The sequence below is a fragment of the Micromonospora sp. WMMD980 genome, from assembly GCF_029626035.1.
Classification (GTDB): Bacteria; Actinomycetota; Actinomycetes; order Mycobacteriales; family Micromonosporaceae; genus Micromonospora.
On sequence record NZ_JARUBE010000003.1, the window covers coordinates 5909314 to 5931250 of the forward strand.

At 74.4% G+C, this 21937-nt stretch carries 24 protein-coding genes; 17 read left to right on the forward strand and 7 right to left on the reverse strand.

Going from position 1 to position 21937, the window contains the following annotated elements:
- The first annotated feature begins 43 nt into the window (after positions 1-43).
- The 3 genes from O7618_RS27875 to O7618_RS27885 all read left to right on the forward strand — a co-directional run bounded on the left by O7618_RS27875 (position 44) and on the right by O7618_RS27885 (position 1995).
- Complete coding sequence (locus O7618_RS27875) at positions 44-556, forward strand: ACT domain-containing protein (RefSeq protein ID WP_278109109.1); 513 nt, start codon at positions 44-46, stop codon at positions 554-556.
- Positions 553-1116 (forward strand): peptide deformylase, encoded by a 564-nt coding sequence (locus O7618_RS27880; RefSeq protein ID WP_278109110.1) that lies wholly within the window; start codon positions 553-555, stop codon positions 1114-1116. Before O7618_RS27875 ends, O7618_RS27880 begins: the two co-directional genes overlap by 4 nt.
- 105 nt (positions 1117-1221) lie before the next feature.
- The gene (locus tag O7618_RS27885) at positions 1222-1995 is read left to right on the forward strand and encodes a hypothetical protein (protein ID WP_278109111.1); all 774 of its coding nucleotides are present in this window, start codon (positions 1222-1224) and stop codon (positions 1993-1995) included.
- Between the two features lie 6 nt (positions 1996-2001).
- On the opposite strand, the gene disA is transcribed toward O7618_RS27885, so the two are convergent.
- The 4 genes from disA to O7618_RS27905 form a co-directional block, all read right to left on the reverse strand.
- Positions 2002-3189, reverse strand: coding sequence for a DNA integrity scanning diadenylate cyclase DisA (gene disA / locus O7618_RS27890; RefSeq protein WP_278109112.1), 1188 nt, complete (start codon positions 3187-3189; stop codon positions 2002-2004).
- Positions 3190-3330: 141 nt separating this feature from the next.
- Positions 3331-4779: a DNA repair protein RadA gene (gene radA / locus O7618_RS27895; protein ID WP_278109113.1), complete on the reverse strand. Its 1449-nt coding sequence runs from the start codon at positions 4777-4779 to the stop codon at positions 3331-3333.
- Positions 4780-4885: 106 nt separating this feature from the next.
- Complete coding sequence (locus O7618_RS27900) at positions 4886-5659, reverse strand: hypothetical protein (protein ID WP_278109114.1); 774 nt, start codon at positions 5657-5659, stop codon at positions 4886-4888.
- A gap of 141 nt (positions 5660-5800) precedes the next feature.
- A complete protein-coding gene (locus tag O7618_RS27905; protein WP_278109115.1) occupies positions 5801-6640 on the reverse strand; it encodes a UbiA family prenyltransferase in 840 nt (279 codons plus the stop codon).
- Between the two features lie 45 nt (positions 6641-6685).
- Here O7618_RS27905 and O7618_RS27910 point away from each other — a divergent pair, with 45 nt between their 5' ends.
- The 4 genes from O7618_RS27910 (at position 6686) to O7618_RS27925 (ending at position 10398) form a co-directional block, all read left to right on the forward strand.
- Positions 6686-7441, forward strand: a complete 756-nt coding sequence (locus O7618_RS27910) for a methyltransferase domain-containing protein (protein WP_278109116.1) — start codon at positions 6686-6688, stop codon at positions 7439-7441.
- A gap of 41 nt (positions 7442-7482) precedes the next feature.
- Positions 7483-8649, forward strand: coding sequence for an acyl-CoA dehydrogenase family protein (locus tag O7618_RS27915; RefSeq protein WP_278109117.1), 1167 nt, complete (start codon positions 7483-7485; stop codon positions 8647-8649).
- A 72-nt stretch (positions 8650-8721) separates the two neighbouring features.
- Entirely contained in the window at positions 8722-9771 is a 1050-nt protein-coding gene (locus O7618_RS27920; RefSeq protein WP_278109118.1) for a type III polyketide synthase, read from the forward strand.
- A gap of 33 nt (positions 9772-9804) precedes the next feature.
- A complete protein-coding gene (locus O7618_RS27925; protein WP_278109119.1) occupies positions 9805-10398 on the forward strand; it encodes a hypothetical protein in 594 nt (197 codons plus the stop codon).
- A gap of 4 nt (positions 10399-10402) precedes the next feature.
- Here the strand turns inward: O7618_RS27925 and O7618_RS27930 are convergent, their stop codons facing one another.
- On the reverse strand, positions 10403-11101 hold the full coding sequence (locus O7618_RS27930; RefSeq protein WP_278109120.1) for a hypothetical protein: 699 nt from the start codon (positions 11099-11101) through the stop codon (positions 10403-10405).
- 328 nt (positions 11102-11429) lie between these two features.
- Between O7618_RS27930 and O7618_RS27935 the strand changes: the two genes are divergently transcribed.
- From O7618_RS27935 to ispF, 3 genes are read left to right on the forward strand one after another with little or no spacing between them, the layout of a single operon-like run.
- Positions 11430-11915, forward strand: coding sequence for a CarD family transcriptional regulator (locus O7618_RS27935; protein ID WP_013288937.1), 486 nt, complete (start codon positions 11430-11432; stop codon positions 11913-11915).
- A gap of 53 nt (positions 11916-11968) precedes the next feature.
- A complete protein-coding gene (gene ispD / locus O7618_RS27940; protein WP_278109121.1) occupies positions 11969-12664 on the forward strand; it encodes a 2-C-methyl-D-erythritol 4-phosphate cytidylyltransferase in 696 nt (231 codons plus the stop codon).
- Positions 12665-12690: 26 nt separating this feature from the next.
- On the forward strand, positions 12691-13173 hold the full coding sequence (ispF, locus tag O7618_RS27945) for a 2-C-methyl-D-erythritol 2,4-cyclodiphosphate synthase (protein ID WP_278109122.1): 483 nt from the start codon (positions 12691-12693) through the stop codon (positions 13171-13173).
- 35 nt (positions 13174-13208) lie between these two features.
- On the opposite strand, the gene O7618_RS27950 is transcribed toward ispF, so the two are convergent.
- Positions 13209-13733, reverse strand: coding sequence for a hypothetical protein (locus O7618_RS27950; protein ID WP_278109123.1), 525 nt, complete (start codon positions 13731-13733; stop codon positions 13209-13211).
- A 188-nt stretch (positions 13734-13921) separates the two neighbouring features.
- On the opposite strand from O7618_RS27950, the gene O7618_RS27955 reads away from it, so the two are divergent.
- From O7618_RS27955 to O7618_RS27965, 3 genes are read left to right on the forward strand one after another with little or no spacing between them, the layout of a single operon-like run.
- A complete protein-coding gene (locus O7618_RS27955; protein ID WP_278109124.1) occupies positions 13922-15274 on the forward strand; it encodes a BTAD domain-containing putative transcriptional regulator in 1353 nt (450 codons plus the stop codon).
- Positions 15275-15314: 40 nt separating this feature from the next.
- Positions 15315-16313: a tetratricopeptide repeat protein gene (locus tag O7618_RS27960; protein WP_278109125.1), complete on the forward strand. Its 999-nt coding sequence runs from the start codon at positions 15315-15317 to the stop codon at positions 16311-16313.
- 8 nt (positions 16314-16321) lie between these two features.
- The gene (locus tag O7618_RS27965; RefSeq protein WP_278109126.1) at positions 16322-17362 is read left to right on the forward strand and encodes an NAD(P)-dependent alcohol dehydrogenase; all 1041 of its coding nucleotides are present in this window, start codon (positions 16322-16324) and stop codon (positions 17360-17362) included.
- Between the two features lie 48 nt (positions 17363-17410).
- On the opposite strand, the gene O7618_RS27970 is transcribed toward O7618_RS27965, so the two are convergent.
- Positions 17411-18577 (reverse strand): homogentisate 1,2-dioxygenase domain-containing protein, encoded by a 1167-nt coding sequence (locus O7618_RS27970; protein WP_278109127.1) that lies wholly within the window; start codon positions 18575-18577, stop codon positions 17411-17413.
- A gap of 93 nt (positions 18578-18670) precedes the next feature.
- On the opposite strand from O7618_RS27970, the gene O7618_RS27975 reads away from it, so the two are divergent.
- The 4 genes from O7618_RS27975 (at position 18671) to O7618_RS27990 (ending at position 21833) form a co-directional block, all read left to right on the forward strand.
- On the forward strand, positions 18671-19531 hold the full coding sequence (locus O7618_RS27975; protein ID WP_278109128.1) for a hypothetical protein: 861 nt from the start codon (positions 18671-18673) through the stop codon (positions 19529-19531).
- A gap of 149 nt (positions 19532-19680) precedes the next feature.
- Positions 19681-20880 carry a fumarylacetoacetase gene (gene fahA, locus O7618_RS27980; protein WP_278110177.1) on the forward strand — a complete coding sequence of 400 codons (1200 nt, stop codon included), beginning with the start codon at positions 19681-19683 and terminating at the stop codon, positions 20878-20880.
- A gap of 149 nt (positions 20881-21029) precedes the next feature.
- Complete coding sequence (locus O7618_RS27985; RefSeq protein ID WP_278109129.1) at positions 21030-21239, forward strand: DUF397 domain-containing protein; 210 nt, start codon at positions 21030-21032, stop codon at positions 21237-21239.
- Between the two features lie 111 nt (positions 21240-21350).
- Complete coding sequence (locus tag O7618_RS27990) at positions 21351-21833, forward strand: SRPBCC family protein (RefSeq protein ID WP_278110179.1); 483 nt, start codon at positions 21351-21353, stop codon at positions 21831-21833.
- Positions 21834-21937 lie beyond the last annotated feature (104 nt).

Below are 21937 nucleotides of genomic sequence, written 5' to 3' on the forward strand. Positions count from 1 at the left end.
GACCCGATGCGGTGGATCTTCGGCGGCGGGGCAGAATGTCCGAATGAACGAGCTCGCGATCACCGTCATCGGCCGGGACCGGCCGGGCATAGTGGCCGACGTCGCGGAGGTCCTCGCCGGGCTCGGCGCGAACCTCACCGACTCGACGATGACCCGGCTGCGGGGGCACTTCGCCATGACCCTGATCTGCGTGGGGCCGGCCGCCGCCGACGTCGAGGCCGCGTTCGCCCCGCTCGCCGCCGACGGGCACCTGCTGGCCACGGTGCGCGCCGTCACCCCGGACGGCGCCAGCGAGCCGGCCGGCGAGCCGTACGTGCTGGCGGTGCACGGCGCCGACCGGATGGGCATCGTGGCGGCGATGACCCGGGTGCTGGCCGACGCGGGTGGCAACGTGACCGACCTGAGCACCCGGCTGACCGGCTCGCTCTACGTGGTGGTCGCCGAGGTGGAGTTGCCGCCGGGCAGCTCGGACGAGGTGGCCGGCCGGCTCACCCGTGCCGCGGCGGACCTGGGCGTCGGCGTCAGCCTCCGCCCGGCGGACTCGGACCTGCTGTGACCGGCCCGGAATACGCGGGCCTGGGCGGCTGGACGCCGGAGAAGCTGGGCGTCCCGGGCGAGGTGCGCGCGGTGGTCGCCGCTCCGGAGCCGGTGCTGAGCCGGCCCGGTCCCGAGGTCGACCCGACCTCGGCCGAGGTGGTGCGCCTGGCCGCCGATCTGGTGGCCACCATGCGGGTCTCCCCAGGCTGTGTGGGCCTGGCGGCGCCGCAGGTCGGGGTGAGCGCACAGGTGTTCGCGGTGGACGTGACCGGGCACCCGAAGGCGGTCACCGTGCACGGCACATTCGTGCTCTGCAACGCCCGGGTGGTGGAGGCGAGCCGGTGGAAGGCAGGCCGGGAGGGCTGCATGTCGGTGCCGGACCTGACCGGTGACGTGAAGCGGGCCAGTCGCCTGGTGGTGGAGGGCGTGCTCCCGGGGAGCGGGGAGCCGGTCCGGCTGGTTACCGACGGTTTCGAGGCGCGCGCTCTCCAGCACGAGATCGATCATTGCGCCGGCCTGCTCTTCCTGGACCAGGTCGCCGGCGCGCACGCCGTCTACCAGCGCAAGGTCTACCTCTGACGGTGGTCCGACACCTCCACTGTGGAGACGGCGGCAGGCGTCGCACGCGGTTGCCGGCGCGTCGGACCGGCGCGCCGAGCGCCGCGCGACTACGGTAGGCGCATCATGCGTCTGACGGTCGGCCCCCTGCCCCCCGCTGTCTACTGGCGGCGTCGCGCCGTCGTGCTCGGCGCGGGGCTGCTCTTCCTGATTGTCCTGCTCTATTCCTGCACCGGCACGAACAAGAACACTGGTGCGCCGGGCGGTGACCCGTCGCCCGGTGGCTCCGCCGGGGCGGCGCCGGGCCCGTCCGGCTCGGTGCTGGCCCCGCAGTCGACCGCTCCGTCGCCGTCCCCGGGTGCGTCCGGTGACAGCGGCGGCGGCACGGGCACGGACGGCGGCACGAGCACCGGCGGTGGCACGGGCACGGACGGTGGCACGAGCACCGGCGGCGGGTCGGGCACGGATGACGGCGGCGCGTCCGGCGAGCCGGTCTCCGCCGACGGCGCGTGCACCGACTCGGAGATCCGGGTGACGCCGGTGGCGGTGCCGGCCAGCGCCCAACGGGGCACCGTGGTCACCCTGCGCCTCAAGATCCAGAACATCTCGAACCGTACGTGCAGCCGCGACGTCGGCGCCGACCTGCAGGAGCTCTACGTCAAGGCCGGCGCGGAGAAGGTCTGGTCGTCCGACACCTGCGGCACCGGCAAGGGCTCGAACGTGCAGTCGTTCGCGCCCGACTTCGAGCGCGCCTACGAACTGGGCTGGAACGGGCGGGACACCAGCCGCTGCGACGGCGGGCTGGCCGCCGGACCGTACGCCCCGATCGGCACCTACCAGGTGTTCGCCCGGGTCGGCACCAAGATCAGCGAGCCGGTGAAGCTGACCGTCACCGGCTGAGGCGGGTCAGACGTACCGCTCCAGGATGGACGCCTCGGCGAGCCGGGACAGGCCCTCGCGGACCCCGCGGGCGCGGGCGTCGCCCACCCCCTCGACGGCCTGAAGGTCCTCCACGGTGGCGCCGAGCAGCCGCTGGAGGCTGCCGAAGTGCACCACCAGCCGGTCGACCACGGCCACCGGCAGCCGGGGCACCTTGGCCAGCAGACGGAACCCGCGCGGGCTGACCGCCGCGTCGAGCGCGTCGGACGCGGACGGGTAGCCGATCGCCTTGGCCACCGCCACCAGGTCGATCAGCTCGGTGGCGCTGAGCAGGTCCAGCTCGACGAGCCCCTCGTCGAGCGTGCGTGACTTGCGGCCCACCGGCAGGTAGTCGCGGATGACCAGGGTGCGGTCGGCGTCCACGCCGGCCATCAGCTCGTCGAGCTGGAGCGCCAGCAGGCGGCCGTCGGTGCCCAGCTCCACCACGTAGCCGGCGATCTCGTCGGCGATCCGCCGGACCATCTCCAGCCGCTGCACCACCGCCACCGCGTCGCGGACGGTGACCAGGTCTTCGATCTCGAGCGCGGAGAGCGTGCCGGAGACCTCGTCCAGTCGCAGCTTGTAGCGTTCCAGCGTCGCCAGGGCCTGGTTGGCCCGGGACAGGATGGCCGCCGAGTCGTCGAGCACGTGCCGCTGGCCGTTGACGTAGAGGCTGATGATCCGCATCGACTGGCTGACCGAGATGACCGGGTAGCCGGTCTGCCGGGCCACCCGCTCGGCGGTGCGGTGCCGGGTGCCGGACTCCTCGGTGGGGATGGACGGGTCGGGCATCAGGTGCGCGCCGGCCTGGACGATCCGGGTGCCGTCGCTGGAGAGCACCACGGCGCCGTCCATCTTGCACAACTCGCGGACCCGGGTGGCGGAGAACTCCACGTCCATCGGGAAGCCGCCGGTGCAGATCTGCTCGACCACCTTGTCGTAGCCGAGCACGATCAGCGCGCCGGTGCGGCCGCGCAGGATCCGCTCCAGGCCGTCGCGGAGCGCGGTGCCGGGCGCCATGAGAGCGAGGTTGGCGCGCAGCGGGTCGGCGCCGGCCCCGCCGACGCTTCCGCCGACGCTCACGCTGATGGCGCGGGTGGGGTTGCCGCTCACGGCGCCGGTGCGGGCGTGCGGCGTCGCCGTTGCGGGCTTGGTGGCATCGCGGTCGATCGGCACGGGCACAGTCTACGGACTGCGGTGCGGTGGGTGCTCTCGTGGTTACTGTGATGTGTCACGATGCCGCGCTCGCCCGGCCCTCGGTGGACCGAGCGGCCAGTCCGGAATCGTCCGCCCGCGCCCCCGCGTGAGCACTCACGGTCACTCCGCGGACGCGCGAGCGGCTGCCTGGAGCGCGGCGCGGACGTCCGTGACCTCGATCACGCGCATGTTCTCCGGGGCGACGCCGCTGCTGCCGGGGCCGCAACCGGGCGGGACCAGGGCCAGCCGGAAGCCCAACCGGGCGGCCTCGGCCAGCCGGCGGGGCACCGCGCCGACCCGCCGCACCTCGCCGGTGAGCCCGACCTCGCCGATGGCGACCAGGTGCGGGTTGAGCGCCAGGTTGAGACCGCCGGAGGCCACCGCGAGCGCCACTGCGAGGTCGGCCGCCGGTTCGACCACCCGGATGCCGCCGACGGTGGCGGCGAAGACCTCCCGGTCGTGCAGCGTCAGCCGCTCGGTGCGGCGCTGGAGCACCGCGAGGACCATGGCCAGCCGGGCGCTGTCGAGGCCGGAGACCGTGCGTCGGGGTGAGCCGGCGACCGTCGCCCCGATCAGCGCCTGCACCTCGGTGACCAGCGCCCGCCGGCCCTCCATGGCCACTGTCACGCAGGTGCCCGGCACCGGCTCGGAGTAGCGGGTCAGGAACAGCCCGGACGGGTCGGCCAGGCTGCTGATGCCGCCCTCGTGCATCTCGAAGCAGCCGACCTCGTCGGCCGCGCCGAACCGGTTCTTCACGCCGCGCACCATGCGTAGCGAGGAGTGCTTGTCGCCCTCGAAGTGGAGCACCACGTCGACCAGGTGCTCCAGCACCCGCGGACCGGCCACCTGGCCGTCCTTGGTGACGTGCCCGACCAGCACGGTCGCGACGCCCCGCTCCTTGGCGACCGCGACCAGCGCGGCGGTGACCGCGCGCACCTGGGTCACACCGCCCGGCACACCCTCGGTGCCGGTGGTGGAGATGGTCTGCACCGAGTCGAGCACCAGCAGCCCCGGCTTGACCGCGTCGAGGTGACCGAGCACCGCCGCCAGGTCGCTCTCGGCGGCCAGGTAGAGCTGGTCGTGCAGGGTGCCCATCCGCTCGGCGCGCAGCCGGACCTGGCTGACCGACTCCTCGCCGCTGACCACCAGCGACGGGCTGCCCGCGCCGGCGGCCCACTGCTGGGCCACGTCGAGCAGCAGGGTCGACTTGCCGACGCCGGGCTCGCCGGCCAGCAGCACCACCGCGCCGGGGACCAGGCCGCCGCCGAGCACCCGGTCGAGCTCGCTCACGCCGGTCGGCCGGGCCCGGGCCGGCGCGGCGCTGATGGTGGCGATCGGCCGGGCCGGCTCGGCCGGCATCCGGGAGCTGACCACCCGGCCGGAGACCAGCGGGCCGGTGACCGTGGACTCGACCACCGAGCCCCACTCGCCGCACTCGGGGCACCGGCCCACCCACTTGGGTGGCTGGTGACCGCAGGCGTCGCACTCGTAGGCCGGGCGGGGCTCGCGGGCGGCGGCGCGGCCGCGACCGGCACCGGCACGGGAGGAGGTCGATCGGGGCGTGGTCACCACCGGACGCTAACCGGCCGGTACGACGAAAGCCCACCGGAGAAACGACGACACCGCCGGTGTGGCGCAGGCCACGGCGGCGGTGTCGACGGGAAACGGTGCGGCGTCAGCCGTGGCTGCCACCCTCGACGCCACCCTCTTCGGCGGAGTGCTCACGCGGGTTGACGACCGGCGACGGCGGCGCCTCCGGGGTCAGCGGGACGCCGACCGGCGCCGGCGTCTTGATGACGTTGCCGTTGCCGAAGTCGAAGGTCAGGTTGACCTGCTGGCCGACGAGCACCTTCTGGTTCAGGCCGACGAGCTGGAGGAACTGCGGGTTGCCGCTGTTCAGCTGGGCGTAGCCGAGCGCCGGGATCTCGATCCGGGCCGGCTGACCGGCGGGCGCGGCCTCGGTCTCCGACGGCGACGGGCTGGCCGAGGCGGAACCGCTCTCCGACGGCGAGGCGGTCACCTCCAGCGACTGGCTGGGCGAGGCGCTCGGGTCGGTGGCGGTGGGCGAGGCCGAGGCCGGCTCGGTCGGCGAGCCGGTCGGGGTGGCCGCGCCGCTCGACCCGGCGCCACCGGTGAGCACGATCTCGCGCGCGCTGTCGGTGGTGACGGTGACCGTCACCGGCGCCTTGCTGTCGTTGTAGATCACCACGTTGAGTGGCGCGTCCGCGCCCGCCTCGTAGCCCTTCGGACCGGGGAACTGCACGTAGAGGCCGCGCACCTGGAAGAGGTTGTCGGAGGTCTGGACGTTGACGCCCTGAACCGACGGGATCTTGTTGGCGGTCTCGGCGATCTGCCCGGCGCCACACCCGGACAGCAGCAGGCTCGCCGCCGCCGCCGTGCCGGCCAGCAGCAGGGCCGGCCCCCGGGAACCCCTGATCGAGCGCGTCACGTCGGTCCTCCTCGTCACGATCCCCGCCCGGTCGACCGCCGGGCACGGGGTGGCCATACCCGCGCAGACCGCGCTCCAGGGTAGTTGGAGCTGATCGAGGCCCGCACGCGGACCCGGCAATGCCACCTGGGCGGGGACTCCTCAGACCACGCGACCGTTCGCCACCAGGAGCACCACATCGATGAGCGCGACCACCAGCACGGCCCGGAAGGCGGCCACCGGCCGGCGGCCGGCCCGGGCGGTGGCGCGTCCGGCGTACCACCCGAGGGCCGGCACCGCGACGGCGGCGGCGACCGCCGAAAGGCCGGCCCACGACGGCGGCCCGGGCGGGCCGAACACCAGGGCGACGGTGGCCGCGAGGAGCAGCCCGGCGGCGGCCCACCGGCTGCCCGCCGGGCCCAACCGGTGCGGCAGTCCGCGCACCCCGGTGCGGGCGTCGTCGGCCAGGTCGGGCAGGACGTTGGCGAAGTGCGCCCCGGCGCCGAGCAGCGCGGCCGCGGCCACCAGCCAGGCCGGCGGCGCGGGCGAGCCGGGCAGGGCCAGCACCACGAACGCGGGCAGCGCGCCGAACGAGACCGCGTAGGGGAGCACCGAGACCGGAGTCGACTTCAGCGGCTTGTTGTAGAACAGGGCGGAGACGAGCCCCACTGTGGCGCAGGCCGCCGCAGGCGGACCGGCGGGCAGCGCCAGCAGCGGGGTGGCGACGGCGGCCACCGCAGTGGCCCGGGCCAGCGTCGACCGGGCGACCGCGCCGGTGGTCACCGGCTTGTCGGTACGCCCCACCGCGGCGTCCCGGTCGGCGTCGATCAGGTCGTTGCTCCAGCCGACGGCGAGTTGGCTGGCGAGCACGGTCAGCGCCACCGTCGCGATTCCGGCGGCGGCGTGCCCGACGCCGGCGGCGAGCAGCGCGGCGACCACGACGACCGCCGCCGCCGGCTCCGGATGGCTCGCCCTGACCAGCCCTAACACCCGCGTCGACATAAGGGAAGTCTGGTCGTTACCGCCCAGTCGTGCCACGCTCGGTCCATGCCAGAAGCGTCCCCGGTGGCCGGTCCGCGCCGGGTGCTGCCCCCGAACGACCCTCGGCAGTACGACGATCTGGCCGGCGAGTGGTGGCGGCCGGACGGTGCCTTCGCGATGCTGCACTGGCTGGCGCGCGCCCGCGCGGCCCTGGTTCCGCCGGCGTCCACCCGGGACGACCTGCTGGTCGACCTGGGCTGCGGCGCCGGGCTGCTGGCGCCGCACCTGGCCGGCAAGGGCTACCGGCACGTGGGGGTGGACCTGACCCGCTCCGCGCTCGACCAGGCCGCCGCGCACGGCGTGACAGTGCTCCAGGGCGATGCCACCGCGGTGCCGCTGGCCGACGGCTGTGCCGCCGTGGTCTCCGCCGGCGAACTGCTGGAGCACGTGCCGGACTGGCGGCGGGCGGTGGCCGAGGCGTGCCGGTTGCTGCGGCCGGGCGGCCTGCTGGTGCTGGACACCCTGAACGACACGCTGCTGGCCCGGCTGGTCGCCGTGGAGGTGGGGGAACGGCTGCCCACCGTGCCGCGTGGCATCCACGACCACCGACTGTTCGTTAACTCCCGGGCGCTGGTGACCGAGTGCGCCCGGCACGGCGTGGCGGTGCGCCTGCGCGGGGTCCGGCCGGAGCTGGGCGGCACGCTGGCCTGGTTGCTGCGTCGGTGGCGCGGCGGCGACCGTCCGGTGCGGACGGAGCCGCGCATCGTGCCGACCTGGTCGACCGCCGTCCTCTACCAGGGCAGTGGGCGTCGGGGCGGGTAGCCGGGGGCACCCGGGGTAAGGGACGTCGAGAAGGGGGCGACATGACTGTGCACGCGCTGGAGGCGGCCCGCAGGTTGGCGCCGCGACTGGCCGCCCGCGCGGCCGCGCACGACCGGGACGGCTCGTTCCCCGTCGACGACTTCGCCGACCTGCGGGCGGCCGGCCTGTTCGGGCTGATGGTCCCGAGCGAGCTGGGCGGGGCCGGAGCGACGTTCGCCGAGTACGCTGCCGTCGCGACCGAGCTGGCCCGGGGCAACGGCGCCACCGCGCTGGTGTTCAACATGCACGCCTCGGTGACCGGGGCGTTGGGCGCGGTCACCGAGGAGCTGGCCGAGGCGCTCGGCGTGCCGGAGGAGGCGCTGGCCGCGCGGGACCGGCTGCTGCGCGCGGCGGCCGACGGCGCCTGGTACGCGGTGGCGATGAGCGAGCGCGGCGCCGGGGCCCGGTTGTCCCAGCTCAGCACCGTCTACGAACCGGTCGACGGCGGCTGGCACGTCAAGGGCAGCAAGACGTTCTGCTCCGGCGCCGGCCACCCGGACGGCTACCTGGTGGCCGCACGCAGCGCCACCGACCAGTCGGTGGTCTCCCAGTTCCTGGTGCCGGCCGGTGCGGGGATCACGGTCGAGCCGACCTGGGACTCGCTCGGCATGCGGGCCACCTCCTCGCACGACCTGCACCTCGACGTGACCGTGCCGGCCGACCGGCTGCTCGGCGGCGTGGAGGGTCTGGCCCTGGTGGTCGCCCAGCTCATGCCGCACTGGCTGGTGGCCAGCTACGCCGCCGTCTACGTCGGGGTGGCCCGGGCCGCGATCGACGCGGCGGCCGAGCACCTGCACGCCCGGAACCTGACCGGGCTGCCGGCGGTCCGGGCGCGGCTGGGGCGGGCCGACGCGGCCACCGCCGCCGCCGAGCTGGTGGTCGCCGAGGCGGCCCGCCGGGTCGACGAGGAGCCCGGCTCCGCCGAGACGAACCGCTGGGTGTGGCGGGCCAAGCTGCTGGCCGGCACCACGGCCGCCGAGGTGGCGGCGTCCATGCTGGAGGCCGCCGGCACGTCGGCCACCCGCCGGGGTCATCCGCTGGAGCGGCTCTACCGGGACGCCCGGTGCGGCTCGCTGCACCCGGCCACCTCCGACGTGTGCGCCGACTGGTTGGGCATCGCCGCGCTCGGCGGCGACCCGGACCGGGACGGCGCGGTCCCTCGTTGGTGAGCGCGAGGAGTGAGCCGGGTTGAGCCGGAGTTCCTTGGACCGCAGGACTGAGCGAAGCTAGGGGTGGGGGACGTGGGCGTACCGGTGATCGCGGGTCTGGGCACGGCGCTACCGCCGGGCGCCGCGCAGGACGAGCTGTGGACGGGATTCTTCGAGAAGCACTTCTCGGGCACCACCCGGGCGCTGGCCGAGAAGATCTTCGCCAACTCCGGGGTGACCCGCCGGCAGGCGGCGGTGAATCCGCTGCTGGAGGACGTCTCGGAGTGGCCGACCGAGCGCCGGATGCGCCGCTACCAGGTGGAGGCGCTGCCGCTGGGCAAGGAGGCGGTCGGTCGCGCGCTCACCGCCGCCGGCCTGGACGCCGGCGACATCGGCCTGTTCGTGGTCTGCTCCTGCACCGGTTACGCCACCCCGGGCCTGGACATCCTGCTCGCCCGGGACCTCGGCATGGCCCCGGACACCCAGCGCGTTTTCGTCGGTCACATGGGCTGCTACGCGGCGCTGCCGGGGCTGGCCGTGGCGGGCGACTTCGTCACCGCCCGCGGGCGACCGGCGCTGTTGCTCTGTGCGGAGCTGACCAGCCTGCACATCCAGCCGCCGGGTGCCCGGGTGGACACCCAGCAGATCGTCTCGCACGCGCTCTTCTCGGACGCCGCGGTCGCCGCCGTGGTCGTGCCCGGTGGCTCGGGGTACGCGGTGCGCGAGGTCACCTCCGTCACCGACACCTCCACGGCCGACCACATGTCGTGGGAGGTCACCGACACCGGCTTCCGGATGGGACTGTCGCCGAAGGTGCCGAAGGTGCTCTCCCGGTTCGTCGGCGATCTGGTGGACGACCTGTTGGCCCGACACGGGTGCGACAGGTCCGGGGTGGACGGCTGGGCGGTGCACCCGGGCGGCCCGCGCATCCTCAACGTGGTGGAGCGTGAGCTGGCCCTGCCGCCGACCGCGCTGGCGGCGTCCCGGGAGACGCTGGCCGAGCACGGCAACTGCTCGTCACCGACGGTGCTGTTGATCCTGGACCGCCTGGCCCGTCGGCCGGCGCCGCCGCGGCGGGTGGTGATGCTCGCGTTCGGTCCGGGGCTGACGCTCTACGCGGCGCTGCTGGAGCGCGCGGGCTGACGGGCCCGGCCCCGCGTCGATACCCTGACGGGCGTGGTCTCGGAGGAGCGGATCCGGCTGGCGGCGCTGGTCGCCCTGACCGTGCTGGCGGTGACGCTCGGCGCGTGGTGGTGGCGGTCGACCGCGCCCTGGCTCGGCACGACCGGGGGCGCGACGACCGACGACCTCGTCCGGTCCCGGGTCGAGCGCGCGTTCGGGCAGGACCGGTCGACCGGCCGGGACCCGGCGGTGGTCGTCATCGACCCCGACACCGGCGAGGTGGGTCCGGGGCCGGACCGTTCGGTGGTGATCCACGTCGGCCCGGACGGGTCGGCGCGTCCGCTCGAGGTGTCGCACGTGGTGTGGCGGGAGACGTCCCGGCTGACACCCGGCGCGCCGGCGGTGGTCCGCCAGGCGAACCCCTCGTCGGGCGACACGTACCGGTTGTCGGTGCGGTGCTCCGGTGCGGGGGCGGCTGTCGCGCTGCGGGTCATCGGGACCGGTGCCGGCGACACGGAGCGGGTGCTGAGCTGCGGCGCCCGGCTGGACATTCCGGTGCTGGAGGGCACCGGCGCGCCGGTCTGGGTGCGGTTCGAGCCGCTGCGGGGTGAGGCCGAGTTGGACGCCCGCCTGGAGGCGCTCTACTGAGCCGTCAGCCGGCCAGGCGGACCAGGTCGTCCCGGTAGTCCGACGCGGGGCCGAGTTCCGGCACCACCCGCACCAGCGTGCCCTGCCGGTCCACCAGCAGTGCGACGGCGGTGCCCGGCTGGGCGGCGAGGTGCAGGTAGGAGCGCAGTCCGCCGGCCGGGTCGCCGAGCGGGCGTACGCCGGTGGCGGTCGCGGGCCCGGCGGTGCGGCCCTCGGTCACGGTGACCACGGTGACCCCGGCGGGCGCGGTCGTCGCCGCCGTGCCGACCTCGCCGGCGCAGGCGCAGGCGTCGACCAGGATGATCATGGCGGGCAGCAGGCTGCGCAGCGGCACCGGGGTGTCGTCGGCGCCGACCAGGTCCAGCGCGGGCAGCGGGCCGACCGCCGCCGGCGCGGCCGTGGTGGACCGGGGCAGCACGGTCGGGGCAGTGCCGGAGCGGTGGGGTCGCGGCCAGGTGACGGCGGCCAGCCCGGCGAGCGTGATCAGCATCGAGACCAGCAGCACCAGCACCGGAAGTCCGAGCCGGACCCGGGCCGGCCGGTGGTGGGTGTGCCGGTGATCGCGGCGCAGGTCGCGGCGCACCTGTCGCGCCTCGTCGGCGAGCGCCGAGGCGTCGTCGGGGACGACCACCCGGCCCCATTCCGGGGGCAGCCCACCGAGCCCGTCCGGCGGCCCCTGGCCGTCCGCGTCAGGCACGCCCATCGGGACCCCCAGAACGTGTCGGTGAGCGGACGTCACGTCCACCACAAGCGTCCCGCACCGGGGGCCGTACCGCCACACCTGGGCGCGGACGGAGTTGCGGAGCTACCATGGAAGGAGCGCATTGCCCTAGATCTGCAACGCTCCGGCCGCCCGCATCCGGTTGTCATGTGTTAGTCACGGAGCGTGTCCAAACCATCGACTTGACCTCCTGTCAAGCCGAAGAAATACCTCTCACAGGGCCCCTGAGCTGCGCCAACGGTCAGGACAGCGGTGAGACATCGGTGCCTGAGCGTGTTACCCTAGACACAGCGAAAGGGGTTTCGAACCTATGGTTTTCAGTGTCGGCGAGACCGTTGTTTACCCCCACCACGGGGCCGCACTCATCGAGGCAATCGAGACTCGGGTCATCAAGGGCGAGCCCAGGGAATACCTCGTCCTGAGGGTCGCGCAGGGTGACCTGACGGTCCGGGTGCCTGCCGAGAACGCCGAGATCGTGGGTGTGCGCGAGGTGGTCGGCGAAGAGGGCCTGGGCAAGGTCTTCGACGTGCTCCGTGCACCGCACACCGAGGAGCCGACCAACTGGTCGCGGCGTTACAAGGCAAATCTGGAGAAGCTGGCCTCCGGTAATCCGCTGAAGGTGGCCGAGGTCGTCCGCGACCTGTGGCGCCGGGAGCGGGAGCGGGGCCTGTCGGCGGGCGAGAAGCGCATGCTCGCCAAGGCCCGTGACATCCTCGTGGGCGAGGTCGCGCTGGCCGAGAAGAGCACCAAGGACGAGGCGGAGACGCTGCTCGACAAGGTGCTGACCGAGGCCTGATCCGCAACTCTGCCTCTACCCGCACCACAGCGAACGAAACCGAGGACCGCGACGTGACCGCGCAGCTCAATCCGCGCGGTGACGTCGCGGTCCTCGTTCCTGCGGCCGGCGCCGGGGTGCGCCTCGGCCCGGGCGCGCCCAAGGCACTCCGCCCGCTGGCCGGCGAGCCGCTGCTGGTGCACGCCGTGCGCCGGATCGCCGCCGCGCCCTCGGTGCACACGATCGTGGTGGCCGCGCCGGCCGCCGACGTCGAGTCGGTGCGAGCGCTGCTCGCGCCGGTGGCGCCGGTGACCGTGGTGCCCGGTGGGGCCGAACGCCAGGCGTCCGTGGCGGCGGCCCTCGCGGCCGTGCCCGCCGGGCCGGAGATCGTCCTGGTCCACGACGCCGCCCGGGCGCTCACCCCGCCGGAACTGGTCGAGTCGGTGGCCGCGGCGGTCCGGGGCGGGCACGACGCGGTGATCCCGGTCCTGCCGGTGGTCGACACGATCAAGGAGGTCGACGCCGTCGAGCGGGTGCTCGGCACTGTCGACCGGGCCGCGCTGCGCGTGGTGCAGACCCCCCAGGGCTTCCGCCGGGCGGTGCTGGCCGCCGCGCACCGGGCGGCGGGGGATCCGCTCACCGACGACGCCGGTCTGGTGGAGAAGCAGGGCGTCGCGGTGTTCTGCGTACCCGGGTCGGAGCTGGCCTTGAAGATCACCCGCCCGTTCGACCTGGCCCTGGCCGAACACCTCCTGACCACCGGCGCCTGAACGCGCGGCGCGCGTACCCTCTGGTCATGATCGTTCCTCGGGTGGCTGTCGGCACCGACGTGCACGCGTTCGCGGCCGGGCGGCCCTGCTGGGTCGCCGGCCTGCACTGGCCCGGCCAGGACGGCCTGGCCGGGCATTCGGACGCCGACGTGGTCGCGCACGCCGCCTGCAACGCGTTGCTCTCCGCCGCCGGCCTCGGTGACCTGGGCGCGAACTTCGGGGTGGACCAGCCGGAGTGGGCGGGCGCCTCCGGGGTGGCCCTGCTGACCGAGTCGGCCCGGCGGGTGCGGGTGGCCGGCTTCGCGATCGGCAACGTGTCCGTGCAGGTGGTCGGCGACCGGCCCAAGATCGGGCCGCGCCGGGACGAGGCGCAACGGGTGCTCTCCGAGGCGGTCGGCGCGCCGGTCACGGTCTCCGCGGCCACCACCGACGGGCTGGGCTTCCCGGGGCGCGGCGAGGGGCTGGCCGGCATCGCGGTGGCGCTGGTGTACGAGGCGCCGGCGAACTGACGCGGCGGCCGGGGACGCCGACCGCCGCGCCCTGGTCAGTCGACGTCGGTGCAGACGTTGTGCGTGGTGCCGTGCAGCATCGTGATGGTCTTGTCGTAGGTAGGGGTGAACGCCACCCGGAACTGGCCGTCGACGATCCACAGCCCCTTCGGCAGCGAACCGGCGTTCTCCCGGAAGCCGAGCAGCACCGGACCGGTGACGTACCAGGTCATCGACCCGTCGGGGCGGTAGACGACGAGTGAGGTGCCGCTCGCGTCGGCCGTGGCGGTGGCCCCCGTCTCCAGGTTGGTCACCCGGTCGACGAGCGCGCCGGTGAACAATTCCCGCTTCGGGGAGCCGTCCGGGTAGGTGTCCAACGTCAGTTTGCGTACCTCGTCGACGATCGGCTCCACCCGTACCGCGAACTCGCACCGGGCGCCGGCGGGCATCTCGAATGCCTCCTGGGGCGCCGGCACCCAGGCGCCGGGCGCGACGTCGGCGGCGGACGCCGCACCGGGAAGGGCCGCCACCAGGGCGGCCACCACCGACGCCGCCGCGACGCTCATCCTGCTGAACCGCATGTTCACTCCATCCGTTCCGCTGATCAAGGGCGGTCCCAGCGTCACCGGGGTGACTCACCACCGGCTCACCACCGGGGCGGCGGCGCCGGGCCGCCCGACCCGCGCCACCGACCCCCGGTCGGGCCCACCGACCACGCGCTCACCGCCGGACGACAACCGCCCGGACCGGCCGGCTCGTCCTGGTCGGTATGGACTTCCGACTGCTCGGACCGTTCGAGGCGCGCCACGAGGGCCGGACCGTCGAGGTCGGCAGCCGCCGGCAGGAGCGCTGCCTGCTCGGGCTGCTGCTGCTCGACCCGGGTCGGGTGGTGCCGACCGACCGCCTCGTCGACCTGCTCTGGAACGGCCGCCCGCCGGCCACGGCGCGCGGCACGGTGCAGACGTACATCGGGCGACTGCGGGCGGCGCTGCATCCGTACGGGGTGCGGATCGACACCGGCGGCGAGGGCTACCGCGTCGACGTCACCGGGCATCGCGTCGACGTCGACGAGTTCGGTGAGCTGGTTCGGGCGGCGGGCACGGTCGCCGACCCCGCCGAGCGGGTGCGGTTGCTCGATCGAGGGCTCGCCCTCTGGCGGGGGCCGCTGCTCGCCGACGCGGCGGACGGCGACCTGCGGGACCGGCTGCGCGGCACGGTCGAGGAGTTGCGGCTGGTGGCGGTGGAACTGCGTGCCGAGGCGCGGCTCGCGCTGGGCCAGCACGCCCCGGTGATCGCCGAGCTGATGCCGGCGGCGACCCGGCACCCCACCCGTGAGCAGCTCCTGGCCGTGCTGATGACCGCCCTGTACCGGGGTGGTCGGCGGGCCGACGCGCTGCGGCTCTACCGCACCACCCGGGAACTGCTGGCGGCGGACTTCGGCGTCGAGCCGGGGCCGCGGCTGCGCGAGGTGCACCGCCGGGTCGCGGCCGGCGACGACCGGCTCGACCGGGTCGGCCGACCGATATACGAGGTGCGGGTCGGCGACGAGAGCCTGCCGTGGAGCGTCGGCGGCCATCCCGCGCTGGACTTCTGCAACACGCTCGCCGGGTGGGGCCTCGCGTCGCCGCTGCCCGGCGCCGAGTGGCTGCGCGGCTATCGGACCCTGGCCGTCTGGGCGGGACACGTCGGGTTGACCGACGAGGTGGCGGTGAACCGGCTGCTCCACCTCGCGCGCCGCGACCCGGACACGTCGGAGCGGGTGCTCGCCGAGGCCCGTACGCTTCGGGCCGCCCTCCGCGCCTGCCTGGTCGATCCGGCGGACCGTCGGGCCTTCGACGCGGTCGCCCGGTTCGCCGAGGTGGCCGCCCGGGCGCTGGTGTTCCGGCGCGAGGGGGACGGGCGCGGGCGCTGGTGGATCGATCTCGCCGCCGGGCTGCGACTGCCCCTGCACGCCGCCGCGTTCAGCGGCGCCCAACTGCTCACCGATCCGACCCGGCTCACGGTCCGGGCCTGTCCCGACGAGCGCTGCGGGTGGCTGTTCCTCGACGAGAGCGGCCTGCGGCGGTGGTGCAGCCTGGGCACCTGCGGGGGGCGGGCCGGCACGCCGTGCCGCGGCGCCTGACCGTGGTCGGGTGGCGAGCCGGTCGGCTACGCTCACCGGGATGCCGAGTGACGCCGCCGAGGACCAGTCCGCCGCCGACGGTTTCCTGCAGCGCGCCCACCTCCTCGCCGAGCTGGGCCGCTACGACGAGGGGATCGGCGAGCTGACCGCGTTGATCGCCAGTGAGCCCGCGCACGTCGAGGCGTGGGGAATGCTGGCCCGGATGCAGCTCGCCGCCGGCCGCCCCGCCGAGGCGCTCACGGTGGCCGAGGCGGCCTTGGCGGCCGACCCGGGCGCCGTGCCGCCGCTCGTGACACGCGGGCTCGCGCTGGTGGACCTGGAGCGCTGGAAGGGCGCCGCGAGCACCGCCGAGGAGATCCTGGCGCTCGGCCCCGACGACGCGTACGCGCAGCGCAGCGCCGCCGCGATCCTTTCCGCCGCGCGCAACGGGCAGCCGGCGCTGAACGCGGCCTGGCGCGGGGTCGAGCTGACCCCGGACGAGCCGGAGGCGCACCTGGTGCTCGGCCTGGTCTCGGTGCGGCTGGCGCTGTTCGACCTGGCCGAGCGGGCCTACCGCGAGGCGTTGCGGCTGGACCCGGCGCTGGCCGAGGCGGGGCGGGACCCGGGCGTGGCGCGGCTGGAGCGACGCCGCTACGCGGAGGCGCTGGAGCGCCTGACCGAGGCCGCCGACATTTCCCCGGCCCGCCCGGACCCGGCCCGGACCGCCGACACCGGCCTGCGCCGGCTGGTGCTGTCCGCGGCCGGCTGGTCGCTGCTGCTCACCGTGCTGGTCGCCGCGCTGGCCCCGGCCGCACCGGGCGCGTCCCGGCTGCTCGCCGTGCTCGCGGCGGTCGGGGTCGGGTTGCTGGCGGGTCTGCCGGCCGCCCGGTTGCCCGGCGCGCGGGACGCGATGTCGCGCGGTCTGTCCACGGCCGTCTACGCGGTGGCCGCCGCGCCGCTGCTGCTGGCGGTGTATGCCCTGGTCGGCGGGGTGTGGCCGCTGGTGGGTGCGATCACTGCCACGGTGGTCGCCGGGTTCGCCGTGTTCCGCCGGGGGTAGAAAGTCGGATGTTGACCGTCAACGCCTACGCGGCGACGTCCGCGTCCGACCCGCTCACGCCGACCACTGTCGAGCGGCGGGACCTCGGACCGGACGATGTCCTCATCGACATCAAGTTCGCCGGCATCTGCCACTCCGACATCCACACCGCGCGCAGCGAGTGGGGCCCGACCACCTACCCGATCGTCGTCGGTCACGAGATCGCCGGCGTGGTGCGCGAGGTCGGCTCCGCGGTGACGAAGTTCGCCCCCGGCGACCGGGTCGGCGTCGGCTGCATGGTCGACTCCTGCCGGGAGTGCGACAACTGCCGCAAGGGCCTGGAGCAGTACTGCCTCAAGGGCAACATCGGCACCTACGGGGCGGTCGGCCGGGACGGCGAGCCGACCCAGGGCGGCTACTCCGAGGCGATCGTGGTCACCGAGGGCTTCGTGCTGCGGATCCCGGACGGCATCGAGCTGGACGCCGCCGCGCCGCTGCTCTGCGCCGGCATCACCACCTACTCACCGCTGCGGCACTGGAACGCCGGGCCGGGCCGGAAGGTGGCCGTGGTCGGCATGGGCGGTCTCGGCCACATGGCCGTGAAGCTGGCCCACGCCATGGGCGCCGAGGTGACCGTGCTGTCCCAGTCGCTGAAGAAGCGGGAGGACGGGCTGCGGCTCGGCGCCGACCACTACTTCGCCACCTCGGACGAGTCCACGTTCACGGACCTGGCCGGCTCGTTCGACCTGATCGTCAACACGGTGAGCGCGTCCATCGACCTGGACGCCTACCTGGGGCTGCTGGCCGTGGACGGGACGCTGGTGAACGTGGGCGCGCCGGAGGACCCGCTGTCGGTGCGCGCCTTCTCGCTGATCCCGGCCCGGCGGTCGTTCGCCGGCTCGATGATCGGCGGCATCGCCGAGACGCAGGAGATGCTCGACTTCTGCGCCGAGCACGGGCTGGGCGCCGAGATCGAGGTGATCGCGGCCGACAAGATCAACGAGGCGTACGAGCGGGTGCTCGCCTCGGACGTGCGCTACCGCTTCGTCATCGACGCCTCGACGTTCTGACGGGCGACACCCGGGAGGGCCGCGTCCGCGCGGCCCTCCCGGGGTACGTCAGGGCTTGCGCGCCCAGGTCCAGGCGTAGCCGTCGTCCTCGCAGGCGGTGCCCGCGTCGCAGAGGTCCAGCGGGCGGAACGTGTCCACCATGACCGCCAGCTCGTCGAAGAAGTCCGCCCCGATGGACCGCTCGGCGGCGCCCGGCTGGGGGCCGTGGGTGAAGCCGGACGGGTGCAGCGAGATCGAGCCCTGCTCGATCCCGGAGCCGCGCCGGGCCTCGTAGTTGCCGCCGGTGTAGAAGAGCATCTCGTCGGAGTCGACGTTGTGGTGGTTGTACGGCACCGGGATGGCGGCCGGGTGGTAGTCCACCTTGCGCGGCACGAACGAGCAGATCACGAAGTTCGGGCCCTGGAACGTCTGGTGCACCGGCGGCGGCTGGTGGATCCGCCCGGTGATCGGCTCGAAGTCGTGGATGGAGAACGCCCACGGGTACATGTGCCCGTCCCAGCCGACCACGTCGAACGGGTGGTTCGCGTAGACGTACCTCGTCCAACCGCGCCGGTGCTTCACCAGCACCTCGACCTCCTCGCCGTCGACCAGCAGCGGGGTGTCCGGCCCCCGGACGTCGCGCTCGCAGTAGGGCGAGTGCTCCAGGAACTGCCCGCGCACGGAGAGGTAGCGCTTGGGCGGGCCGATGTGGCCGGCCGCCTCCACGGCGAGCAGCCGGGTCGGCTCGTCGCCGGTCGGCACCAGGCGGTGGATGGTCGAGGTGGGGATGACGACGTAGTCGCCGGCGACCGCGTCGAGCACGCCGAACGGCGACTCCACCCGCATCGAGCCGGATTCCAGGTAGAGGCAGTGGTCGCCGGTGGCGTCGCGGAACAGCGGCGAGGGCCGGTCGGCCAGCACGTACGCGATCCGGACGTCGTCGTTGGCGAGCAGGTACCGCCGGCCGAGCACCGGGTCCGCGCCGGGGCCGTCGAGCTTGTGGGTGCGCAGGTGGCGCGGCTTGAGTGGCAGGTTCGGCACCCGGGTGACGGCGGGCGGGGCGAACTCCTCGGCGGCGAGGATCGCGGTCGGCGCGTGGCGGTGGTAGAGCAGCGACGAGTCGGAGGAGAAGCCCTCCTGGCCGACCAGCTCCTCCGCGTAGAGCGTGCCGTCGGGCTGCCGGAACTGGGTGTGGCGTTTCCGGGGCACCTCGCCCACGCTGCGGTAGTAGGGCATCTCGCCTCCCGTTATGTCCCGTCTCCGGCCGATGGCGTCCGATAATCGGACGCAGTTGTCCGTTACTCGTAGCGTCCCGTACATTCTTGTCTCGTGTCAACGCAGGTGCCCCGCCTCCTCGCCGGCCTGGTGGACGACGCCGCGGTCTTCCCCCCGGGCAACGCCGCGCTGCCCGACGCGGTGACCGCGCACCGCGAGCACCGCACGGCCTGGTACGCCGACCTGGTCGGCCCGCTGCTGCTGCCCGCCTCGGAGATCGTCCGCGGCGCGTTGCACGGCGTGGTGGACCCGGGCCTCGTCATCGGGCTGATCGGTGACACCGGCCTCGACCAACTGCCCGCCGCGCTGTCGGCCCTGACGCCCGACGGGGTCACCGCCCGGCAGGTCGAGGCGCCGGTCGCCAAGCGCGGCGAGGACCCGCAGCCCGGCCTGGCCGAGTTGGTCGCGCTCGCCGGCCGGCTCGACGGCACCGCCGTCTACGCGGAGATCCCGCTGACCTTCGGGCTGATGGGCGCGCTGGACTCGCTCGCGCGGGCCCGCGCCGGCGGGTTGCCGGTGGCGGCCAAGTTCCGTACCGGCGGGCTGGCCGCCGAGCTGTTCCCGACCCCGGTCGAGCTGGCCGCGGTGATTCGCGCCTGCCACGAGCGGGACCTGCCGTTCAAGCTCACCGCCGGGCTGCACCACGCGATCCGGCACCGCGACCCGGAGACCGGCTTCACCCACCACGGCTTCGTCAACGTGCTTGCCGCCACGCTCGCCGCCGTCGACGGCGCCGAGGTGGACGGGGTGGCCGAGCTGCTGGCCGCCACCGACCCGCTGCGCGTGGTCGAGTCGGCCCGCGCCCGGCGTGCGGCTCCGCGTCCGCTCTGGGCCGGGTACGGCTCGTGCAGCATCTCCGAACCACTGACCGATCTGATCCGGCTGGGGCTGGTGAACGGAGGCTTCGAAGCATGACCGAACGCACCGAGTGGAGCGAGGGCCGTGAGGGCATGCCCGGCCAGCTCGGCATGACCGAACGCACCGAGTGGAGCGAGGGCCGTGAGGGCATGCCCGGCCAGCTCGGCATGACCGAACGCACCGAGCGGAGCGAGGGCCGTGAGGGCATGACGTGGGTTCCAGGAGCGGCGGGGTCGCCGTACGGGGTGACGAACCTGCCGTACGGCGTGTTCCGGCACGGCGACCGCGAGCCGCGGATCGGGGTCCGGATCGGCGACCTCGTGTTCGACCTGGCCGGCGCGGAGGCGGCCGGCCTGGTGCTGGCCGCCGGGGCGCTGGGCCGGCACACGCTCAACGCCTTCCTGGCGCTCGGCCGGCCGCAGTGGACGGCCGTCCGGGAGCGGGTCACCGAGCTGCTCACCGACCCGGCGCACCGGCCGGCGGTGGAGCCGCTGCTGGTGCCGGTCGCCGAGGTCGAGATGCTGCTCCCGTTCGAGGTGGCCGACTACGTCGACTTCTACTCCTCCGAGCACCACGCCGGGAACGTCGGGCAGATCTTCCGGCCCGGCCAGCCGCCACTGCTGCCCAACTGGAAGCACGTGCCGATCGGCTACCACGGCCGGGCCGGGACGGTGGTCGTCTCCGGAACCCCGGTGGTCCGACCGACCGGGCAGCGGGCCAGCGCGCAGGGCCCGACCACCGGCGCCTCGGTACGCCTCGACATCGAGGCCGAGGTCGGCTTCGTGGTCGGCGTGCCGAGTCGGCTCGGCGACCGGGTGCCGGCCGCCGAGTTCGCCGACCACGTCTTCGGCGTGGTGCTCGTCAACGACTGGTCGGCCCGGGACATCCAGGCATGGGAATATCAGCCGCTCGGCCCGTTCCTCGGCAAGTCGTTCGCCACCTCCGTCTCCGGCTGGGTCACGCCGCTGGAGGCGCTCGCCGACGCGTTCGTGCCCGCGCCCGACCAGGACCCACCGGTGCAGGACTACCTCCGGGACACCCCGCACCTCGGGCTGGACCTCACGCTGGGCGTGGAGTGGAACGGCGAACGGGTGGCCGAGCCGCCGTTCGCCACCATGTACTGGACCCCGGCCCAGCAACTCGCCCACCTCACCGTCAACGGGGCGTCGCTGCGCACCGGCGACCTCTACGCCTCGGGCACCGTCTCCGGACCGGCACGCGACCAGGTCGGCTCGTTCCTGGAACTCACCTGGGGCGGGGCCGAGCCGGTGAAGTTCGCCGACGGCAGCCAGCGGACCTTCCTGCAGGACGGCGACACGGTGACGATCACCGCCACCGCGCCCGGGCCGGACGGCACCACGATCGCGCTCGGCGAGGTCACCGGGACGGTCCTTCCGGCCCGCTGACATCCACCTTCCGCGTCGACGGCCCCGGATCGCACCCACTGTGCGACCGGGGTCGTCGCGTTGCGCGTTGATCGACGCGGGTCGCGCGCGCGCCCGGGCGGTGCCGGTCCGGAGGCGCACGCGAGGAGTGCACACAGGAAGGACCGAGCATGACCGAGTTGACCGGCGCCGTCTGGCGCACCAGCAGCCGATCGAACGATCAGGGCCTCTGCGTCGAGGTGGCCACCAACGTGGTCACCGCGCACGGCGTGGTGGGCGTACGCGACTCGAAGGACCAGGACGGTCCGACGCTCGCGGTGAGCCCGCCGGGCTGGACCGCTTTCGTCACGGCGTTGCGCGGCGACGCCCTTCGCGGCTGACCGATCCCGCCGGACCCCGGCGCCCCGTACGGGGCGCCGGTGGTGGAAATGTCACTCTGAGGCTCCCCTGGACCGGTGACGGCCCGTACCGTGGACGACACGGGAGGTGCCATGTCGACGGTGACCGTTTCCGCCTTCATCGAAGCGCAGGACGCCGATCTGTGGCGCCTGCTCACCGACCTTCCGGCCCGTGCCGACTGGCTCTCCGCGGTGGGCGAGGTCGAGGTGCTCACCGGCGGCGGGTTCGCCGCCGGCACCTCCTGGCGGGAGACCCGGGTCCGGCCGGACGGCGGGTCCGAGCCGGAACAGTTCGAGGTGATCGAGGCGATCGCCCCGCGCCGGGTGGTGCTCTGCTCGCGCGGTGCCGGCGTCGACTACCGGATCACCTGGGCGCTGCGCACGGTCGAGCGGCGGCGACGCGGCTGCACCGAGGTCACCGTCCGGCAGGAGGCGGTGCCGACCCGACCGTACGGCCGGGTGTTGGCCCTGATCCTCGGCGGCCTGGCCGCACGGGCGGTGGAGGGGGCGCTCCGACGCGACCTGGCCGATCTGGCCCTGGCCGCCGGTCCCGCCCGCTCCACCGAGGCCGCCTGAGCCGGCCCACCGCTTGCCGACGCTGCGCGTCGCCGTGCCGTGCCGGCGTCCCGGTGTCGGGCTCTGGGTGCGTTTGTGGTCGCCGGGGCAACCACGAGCGCACC

What these genes read in the sequence shown, in the direction of transcription:
- O7618_RS27875 (WP_278109109.1), top strand. Translation starts at nt 44, where the DNA reads ATGAACGAGCTCGCGATCACCGTCATCGGCCGGGACCGGCCGGGCATA.
- O7618_RS27885 (WP_278109111.1), top strand. Translation starts at nt 1,222, where the DNA reads ATGCGTCTGACGGTCGGCCCCCTGCCCCCCGCTGTCTACTGGCGGCGT.
- O7618_RS27905 (WP_278109115.1), bottom strand. Translation starts at nt 6,640, where the DNA reads ATGTCGACGCGGGTGTTAGGGCTGGTCAGGGCGAGCCATCCGGAGCCG.
- O7618_RS27910 (WP_278109116.1), top strand. Translation starts at nt 6,686, where the DNA reads ATGCCAGAAGCGTCCCCGGTGGCCGGTCCGCGCCGGGTGCTGCCCCCG.
- O7618_RS27915 (WP_278109117.1), top strand. Translation starts at nt 7,483, where the DNA reads ATGACTGTGCACGCGCTGGAGGCGGCCCGCAGGTTGGCGCCGCGACTG.
- O7618_RS27930 (WP_278109120.1), bottom strand. Translation starts at nt 11,101, where the DNA reads ATGGGCGTGCCTGACGCGGACGGCCAGGGGCCGCCGGACGGGCTCGGT.
- O7618_RS27935 (WP_013288937.1), top strand. Translation starts at nt 11,430, where the DNA reads ATGGTTTTCAGTGTCGGCGAGACCGTTGTTTACCCCCACCACGGGGCC.
- ispF (WP_278109122.1), top strand. Translation starts at nt 12,691, where the DNA reads ATGATCGTTCCTCGGGTGGCTGTCGGCACCGACGTGCACGCGTTCGCG.
- O7618_RS27950 (WP_278109123.1), bottom strand. Translation starts at nt 13,733, where the DNA reads ATGCGGTTCAGCAGGATGAGCGTCGCGGCGGCGTCGGTGGTGGCCGCC.
- O7618_RS27955 (WP_278109124.1), top strand. Translation starts at nt 13,922, where the DNA reads ATGGACTTCCGACTGCTCGGACCGTTCGAGGCGCGCCACGAGGGCCGG.
- O7618_RS27960 (WP_278109125.1), top strand. Translation starts at nt 15,315, where the DNA reads ATGCCGAGTGACGCCGCCGAGGACCAGTCCGCCGCCGACGGTTTCCTG.
- O7618_RS27965 (WP_278109126.1), top strand. Translation starts at nt 16,322, where the DNA reads ATGTTGACCGTCAACGCCTACGCGGCGACGTCCGCGTCCGACCCGCTC.
- O7618_RS27970 (WP_278109127.1), bottom strand. Translation starts at nt 18,577, where the DNA reads ATGCCCTACTACCGCAGCGTGGGCGAGGTGCCCCGGAAACGCCACACC.
- fahA (WP_278110177.1), top strand. Translation starts at nt 19,681, where the DNA reads ATGACGTGGGTTCCAGGAGCGGCGGGGTCGCCGTACGGGGTGACGAAC.
- O7618_RS27985 (WP_278109129.1), top strand. Translation starts at nt 21,030, where the DNA reads ATGACCGAGTTGACCGGCGCCGTCTGGCGCACCAGCAGCCGATCGAAC.
- O7618_RS27990 (WP_278110179.1), top strand. Translation starts at nt 21,351, where the DNA reads ATGTCGACGGTGACCGTTTCCGCCTTCATCGAAGCGCAGGACGCCGAT.